The following is a 6,487-nucleotide window of genomic DNA, read 5'->3' as shown; positions in this document are numbered from 1 at the left end:
TCTGCGACTTTCGCTACGGTAAATTCGCGTATTCCTTACAGGAAAAATGTTTCACAGCGTTGCGGTTGTTTCCGGCCTTCTCCACGCGTGGTGAATCAGCCATCCACCGGTTACCCTAGGTCTATAGCCAACGGCACCAGGCGTCCAACGTACATGGTCGGTGGGAACCGGCCCGACATCGCTTCGATTGATTGTTTCTTACCGACAAGAGAGCAGGTAAACGTGCCAAAAGTTTGTGTGTTGCTTCTAACTCATGAATCGAAACCTTCGATCATTAAACAATTTGATTCGATGGAAGTACCCGCCGGATGGAGCAAGTATCTGCTCGTCGACGAAGATTCGTGTGCGGTCAGTGAGTTCGGTAATCGCAATGTTGTCGGGTTTCGTCACGAACGTCTGGTGAAGGTCGGCTATCGTCCGATCGCGGCGACTCTGATCCCAGGAAGTGCCCACTTTCCCGTGATCGAATTTGCATCCACCCACAAGTACGACTACGTCTGGGCAATCGAATTTGATGTGCACTGGACAGCAAGTTGGCTACGTTTCTTTAACCAGTTTGATCATCATGCCGATTTTTTGACTACTCAATTGCGGCGGTATGATTCGGATCCCGATTGGTGCTGGTGGGAATCGATGCAATCTCCCCCCGGAACCATTTTCCCGTGGCGCCACCCGCATGCGTCACTCGCGTCCTTCAATCCAATTTACCGGCTATCGGCTGCCGCGGTATCGGCATTGCGAAGGCGATTTTTGTGGGGTTGGACTGGCCACAATGAGGTTACGATCGCGACATTGCTGGAACAGGACGGGTTCGTCGTGGCGGACATGGACGGGACAAGCGAGTTCGCTCTGGCAACACCACGTGAACGTATCTATTCAATGGAAACGATGCGGTGGAGACCGGAATTCAGCCTTCAGGACGTCTCGACCTTTGAAACCAATCGGCTTTACCACCCCGTGAAACATTGAATTTGCAGAGAATCGCGTGATATACAAGTCGTCATCAAAGCGTGCTATCTTCGGATCATGATTCCGATTGCGAATCGTCCGGCGGAGCGTTGTCCAAAGCATCGCCGAGTTGCGTCATGAAGAAATTCATTTCGTCACGGTTCTGACGAGACTGCTCGATCCACTGTTCTTCGGTGAGTTCAAACGCTTGCTCGCCGATCCGTTCGACTTCAAGACGCGTGCTCTGGACGACAACGCGGCCGTTGTGGTTGCTGAACCATTCCAAGTACAAACACTTGCGCAACGTGAACGGCGGCTTCTCACCACTCATCAACCGCCGAGCCAATTCCGAGTTTGACATTTCGTGTTGTTTGATCATTTGATCGGCGGTGATGTCACCGACGTGTCCCGATTGATCAACACTGATGCCGGTGTAGTCTGGCGGGTCGTCGTCATCGAAATCTTCTTCAGGCTCTGGTGAGACGCGGTGGATGCGAAACTTCCAGCCAGCCAGGTCGGGGTGGCAATTGCCCACCAGTTTTAATTGCAAGCGGTCGGCGACGCCATCGAGTTGTAGCCAACCAACCGTCCAGCCGAGTTTTCTGTTATCAAGCTCTCCGGATTGCACGAGGTGTACGGGTCGCCATGCCATATCCGTTTCTTCACATCGGAGTCATAAACTTTTCTTTGACGGTGATTCCTCATCATAGCAACAATTGAACATCGTTTCTTGGGTGTAGTGGGATTCGCCAGAATTCCTGTCTTCGCGGTTGAAGCACTGGGAACTCTGGCGAGTCCCACTACGAAAACGACTTGTCATCTACTTTGGGTAGCGGTGCGGCGCGAGCCGCCCGGTTGCGGCGAATAAGACGTTCGAAATTAACCGGGCGGCTCGCGCCGCTAACGCAACAATTCCACAACGCTTTTTTGGGATGTAGTGGGATTCGCCAGAATTCCTGTATGTCCGGCTCAAGCACTGGGAACTCTGGCGAGTCCCACTACAAAAACGCCTTTGGGTAGCGGTGCGGCGCAAGCCGCCCGGTTGCGGCGAATAAAGCGTTCGAAATTGACCGGGCGGCTTGCGCCGCTCCGCTATAAAAATCACTCGGTCGAAGCGAAAATAAACGGCATTGCGTTTAAGAATCAGCCGAAGGCGTACTCGCATCCGCTATGCGTACGCCTATCGGCTAACGGTTAAACGAATCATTCTAAAAGCCCATTCGCAACGCCTGCTTGTCGTCAGACGACGTTGCCCGTTCCTCACAAAAGGAAGTCGCATCGATCGTTCGTGGTGGCGATGAGTCTTGCCACCCGAGTTGACAACCGGCTGTAAATCTCCAAACGCCCGAATCGAAATTGGCCATCGCTGGACATCAATGAACTGATTACCGCGGCGAACAAACACGGAACGAAATTGTCACTCGACCTTCTTCACGAAGTCGTCGCGACGAATGAGAAAAAACGGTTTGCCCTGAGCGACGACGGCCTTCGCATTCGTGCGAACCAAGGACATTCGGTAACGGGTGTCGACTTGAAGCTCGAGGAGCAGACGCCGCCTTGCACCCTTTACCACGGCACGGTTGCCGCGTTCATCGAAAGCATCCGAGCCAGTGGCTTGGACAAACGGTCTCGTCACCATGTGCATCTTTCGGTCAATGAGACGACGGCAACCAAAGTAGGTGCGCGGCGAGGTAAACCCATCATCCTTTGCGTCGACGCCTCGGCGATGCACCAAGCCGGACATCGTTTCTATCGTTCCGCCAATGGCGTTTGGTTGGTCGACGCGGTTCCTGTGGAATATCTGAAATTCCCCCAGCCCGAAAAGAGATGACTCACGGCTTCCGTTGCATCTTGTTACAGTATCCACTGCTACGTCAACGATCTCTCTTGGAGCCAATCGAGTGAACCGCAACGCCATCATTGGATGCATTTTGGGAACGGCCGTGGGTGACGCACTCGGATTGCCGTACGAAGGCGTCTCACCCTCTCGAGCACCGCAATTGCTCGGCCCGCCGGATCGCTATCGGTTCGTGTTTAGGCGAGGCATGATCTTGGACAACACCGAACACACTTGCGTGGTTGCCCAGTCGCTGATCGAGGCTCTGTCAAAGTCAGATGACCGAAATGAAGTCCAGCTGTTCACAAAGCGATTTGCGAGGCGGCTGCGATGGTGGATCTTGGCACTGCCTGCGGGAGTGGGAAAGGCGACCGCACGGGCGAGTGTGAAACTTTGGTTCGGTGCGACGCCACAAAACGCCGGCGTTTTCTCGGCAGGCAACGGACCCGCGATGCGAGCGGCGATCTTCGGAGCGGCAATCGACGACGTGTCGCTGATGCTAGAATTAGTCCGCGTATCGTCGCGTATCACCCATCGCGATCCGAAGGCAGAATTTGGCGAGATTGCCGTAGCACTGGCCACTAGGCATGCTCGCGATCACGCGTCGCCAGATGCGAACCTTTGGCTCGAACAAGTTGTCGATACACTCGGTGAGGACGCATCGGAATTCACCAAACTGCTTCGTCAAGCGATCGAAAGTGTTGACGCAGGTCATTCGACGGGGGCTTTTGCGCAGTCGCTTGGGCTTGATCGCGGAGTCACTGGCTACACCTATCACACCGTGCCGGTGGCCATTCATGCTTGGTTGTCGCACCCCGATGACTTTCGCAGTGCAGTCACGACGATCATCCAGTGCGGAGGCGACGCTGACACGACGGCGGCAATCGTAGGCGGAATCGTCGGTGCCGGGGTCGGGCGAGATGGAATTCCACAACGGTGGATCGAGGGAATCGCGGAGTATCCACGCAGCGTTTCATGGATGCAGGATCTCGGCGATGCACTCGCTGATACAATCGTTGGCAAAACCGTGGCGGTTCCCACCGTCAACCCCATCGCTGTCCTGATTCGCAACTGCCTCTTCCTATTCATTGTCCTCTTCCACGGTTTCCGCCGACTTGCGCCGCCCTATTGATGAATATCGACCGCGAACAAATCGAAGCAAACTTACGCCTGCATGTCGATCGACTGGCAGGACTGATCGGTCCACGTACGCTGAAAAAGCCCAAAACGATTCAGGCGACGATCGGATACATCGAGGGCCAGTGGAAAGAGATGGGCTATGCGAATGAACGCGAAACCTATGACGCGATTGGTGACGAAGCGACGAACCTGATTGTCGAGCAACCAGGCACGAAGCGTGGCGATGAGATTGTACTTCTCGGCGCCCACTACGACACCGTGTTCTGCACGCCGGGCGCCGACGATAACGCATCCGCCGTCGCGGTTATGTTGGAAGTCGGCCGCCTGCTTCGCGACTACCGCGGCCGGCGAACCGCTCGTTACGTCGCGTTCGCATGTGAAGAGCCTCCCTATTTCATGATCGCCATGGGCAGCCAACATCACGCACGCGAGTCACGAAATCGCGGTGACAATATCGTCAGCATGCTCTGTTTGGAAATGGTGGGCTACTACAGTCTCACAAACGGTTCCCAATCCATCCCGCCAGGAATTCCCAAGTGGATGCAGCGGTTCTTTCCTAAGCGAGGCAATTTTCTGGCCGCCGTCGGCAACATGCCATCGTGGAAATTATGTTGGCGGTTCCGCCGCGGTTTTAAACGCGGAACACGACGGATGCCGCTGTTTTCGATTTGTCTGCCCGAGAAAATTCAAGAGATTCGGCTCAGTGACAACAGCTCGTTCTGGGACCAAGGCTATCCAGCACTGATGCTGACGGACACCAGCTTTCTTCGCAATCCGAATTATCATCAATCCACTGACACTCCCGAGACACTCGACTACCCCCGCATGACCGAAGTCACGCTGGGCGTGGCCGCGGCAATGCGAAAGCTACTGCGTTGAGCTTAATCGTGCGCCGAGGGACATTCTTGTGATTTGAGTGCGTTCAGTGCAATGAAGCCTTTCCAAGTATCCGGCACGTCGTCCTCATAGAAGATCGCCTCAGCAGGGCATTCCGGCACACAGGCTCCGCAGTCGATGCACTCGTCAGGGTCAATGTATACCATCGCCTCGTCCTCGTGAAAACATTCGACCGGACAAACCGGTAGGCAGGACTTGTCTTTGCATCCGATGCAGGGCTGGGTTACCACCATTGTCATTGCATCACCTTTCGTGTGAAGTTTGTTGGTCTGTAGTAGTGGACAAGGCGACGAGTCCTTGAACGCGACGAGGACTCGTGGCCTCGTTCACTAGGGAAGTGAGAAAACAATTTGAAACCGGACACTTGCGGTGAAGAGAATTCTGAAAATGTCTTAGCGATCACCGATCGCTCCGATGGATGGCTGCTGCGCGAGTGGAAATCGGGCGATGAACGAGCCGCCGAGGTCTTGTTCGACCGCTATGCCATCCGCTTGGTCGCTTTGGTCGCGAGCCGCCTGAATCGCCGGTATCGAAGCACAATCGTGCCCGACGAGGTCGTTCAGTCGGCGTTGGGCAGCTTCTTTGACGCCGCCAAGCACAGCCGCATTCACATCAGCGGTAATGTTTCGCTTTGGCGGTTGCTGGCGACCTTCGCACGCCGAAAGATGGCTCGGTCGATCGAGCGTCAGACGGCTGTCAAACGGGTTGGAGACCAAATGAGAATTTCGCTGGATGAAGTCCAATTGGTAGCGAGCGACCACCCAAACGAGGCCGATGAATACGAAGCCGATCAGTTTTTACGGACGCTAAGAGCCGAACTTCCCGAAAATCTGCGAGTTGTCGTCGAAGGCTTGCTGGCGGGGCGAACCCAGCGAGAGGTTGCGGATTCGCTTGGAATCGATGAGCGAACGGTGCGTCGACGACTGTCGCGAGTTCGCGAGCTGCTCGCCTCGGAGTGGGAGGATCAAACCAATCAAAACCATACAGCGAGCGTGCAATCGACGCTGCCGCGAGTGAGCTACCACGAGTTCGTGCTCGGAAAATTGATCGGAAGCGGTGGCTTCGGAAAGGTCTACAGGGCTTCGATGCAGTCCGATGGCAGCATCGTCGCGGTCAAGTTCCTGCGTAAAGCTTTCTGGCAGAATGATCCCGCAAGGCAAACCTTTCTTCGCGAAATCGACACCGCGTCACAAATCAACCATCCAGGCGTGATTCGTTACCACGGTTACGGAGAATCTCCGCATGGCGGCCCGTACGTCCTGAGCGAATGGGTCGACGCAAAGCCGCTTCAGTGCATCCCGCATGCAACGGTCCAGCAAATTAAAGCGTTTATTCTGCAAATCTGCGATGCTCTCGAAGCCGTCCACGCGGCCGGCTTGGTTCACGGTGATCTGACGCCCAGCAATATCCTGGTCGACAAGAACGGTCAAATCACCATCACCGATTTTGGATTCTCACAAGCTTCTGCAGCGGGCTCGAACTCGATCCTTGGCGGGACTCTCGGGTTCGCTGCTCCGGAACAGATCGATCCGTCATTTGGCAATATCAGTCCTCAAACCGACATCTATGCCATCGGCGGATTGGTTCATTGGTTTCTATACAAACAACCGCCCAACAATGGAAACAAAATCGGCGAAATCATTGCCCAAACAATGACGGATCCAG

The 6,487-nt window shown here is 54.9% G+C and carries 7 protein-coding genes; 5 read left to right on the top strand and 2 right to left on the bottom strand.

Annotated elements, in window-relative coordinates:
- The first annotated feature begins 291 nt into the window (after positions 1-291).
- Positions 292-969: a DUF3405 domain-containing protein gene (locus RMSM_RS37130; RefSeq protein ID WP_144057783.1), complete on the top strand. Its 678-nt coding sequence runs from the start codon at positions 292-294 to the stop codon at positions 967-969.
- 55 nt (positions 970-1,024) lie between these two features.
- On the opposite strand, the gene RMSM_RS19390 is transcribed toward RMSM_RS37130, so the two are convergent.
- Positions 1,025-1,600: a hypothetical protein gene (locus RMSM_RS19390; RefSeq protein WP_040768223.1), complete on the bottom strand. Its 576-nt coding sequence runs from the start codon at positions 1,598-1,600 to the stop codon at positions 1,025-1,027.
- A gap of 681 nt (positions 1,601-2,281) precedes the next feature.
- Here RMSM_RS19390 and RMSM_RS19385 point away from each other — a divergent pair.
- The 3 genes from RMSM_RS19385 to RMSM_RS19375 all read left to right on the top strand — a co-directional run bounded on the left by RMSM_RS19385 (position 2,282) and on the right by RMSM_RS19375 (position 4,804).
- Positions 2,282-2,779 (top strand): RNA 2'-phosphotransferase, encoded by a 498-nt coding sequence (locus tag RMSM_RS19385; RefSeq protein WP_081614244.1) that lies wholly within the window; start codon positions 2,282-2,284, stop codon positions 2,777-2,779.
- A gap of 70 nt (positions 2,780-2,849) precedes the next feature.
- The gene (locus tag RMSM_RS19380) at positions 2,850-3,917 is read left to right on the top strand and encodes an ADP-ribosylglycohydrolase family protein (RefSeq protein WP_008699916.1); all 1,068 of its coding nucleotides are present in this window, start codon (positions 2,850-2,852) and stop codon (positions 3,915-3,917) included.
- Positions 3,917-4,804 (top strand): M28 family peptidase, encoded by an 888-nt coding sequence (locus tag RMSM_RS19375; RefSeq protein WP_008699915.1) that lies wholly within the window; start codon positions 3,917-3,919, stop codon positions 4,802-4,804. The genes RMSM_RS19380 and RMSM_RS19375 overlap by 1 nt, the downstream gene beginning before the upstream one ends.
- A gap of 2 nt (positions 4,805-4,806) precedes the next feature.
- Here the strand turns inward: RMSM_RS19375 and RMSM_RS19370 are convergent, their stop codons facing one another.
- Positions 4,807-5,061: an indolepyruvate ferredoxin oxidoreductase subunit alpha gene (locus RMSM_RS19370; protein WP_040768221.1), complete on the bottom strand. Its 255-nt coding sequence runs from the start codon at positions 5,059-5,061 to the stop codon at positions 4,807-4,809.
- 111 nt (positions 5,062-5,172) lie between these two features.
- Between RMSM_RS19370 and RMSM_RS42785 the strand changes: the two genes are divergently transcribed.
- Positions 5,173-6,487 (top strand): protein kinase domain-containing protein (locus tag RMSM_RS42785; protein ID WP_008699910.1); only part of this gene is annotated, 1,315 nt, incomplete at its 3' end.

This window comes from Rhodopirellula maiorica SM1 (assembly GCF_000346295.1).
In the GTDB taxonomy this organism is placed as follows: Bacteria; Planctomycetota; Planctomycetia; order Pirellulales; family Pirellulaceae; genus Novipirellula; species Novipirellula maiorica.
Note: the sequence above shows the minus strand (reverse complement) of the source record. Positions and strands in the feature narration are given on the sequence as shown.

Bases quoted from the DNA above. Each gene is read 5' to 3' on its own strand.
- RMSM_RS37130 (WP_144057783.1), top strand. From the start codon at position 292: ATGGAAGTACCCGCCGGATGGAGCAAGTATCTGCTCGTCGACGAAGAT.
- RMSM_RS19390 (WP_040768223.1), bottom strand. From the start codon at position 1,600: ATGGCATGGCGACCCGTACACCTCGTGCAATCCGGAGAGCTTGATAAC.
- RMSM_RS19375 (WP_008699915.1), top strand. From the start codon at position 3,917: ATGAATATCGACCGCGAACAAATCGAAGCAAACTTACGCCTGCATGTC.
- RMSM_RS19370 (WP_040768221.1), bottom strand. From the start codon at position 5,061: ATGACAATGGTGGTAACCCAGCCCTGCATCGGATGCAAAGACAAGTCC.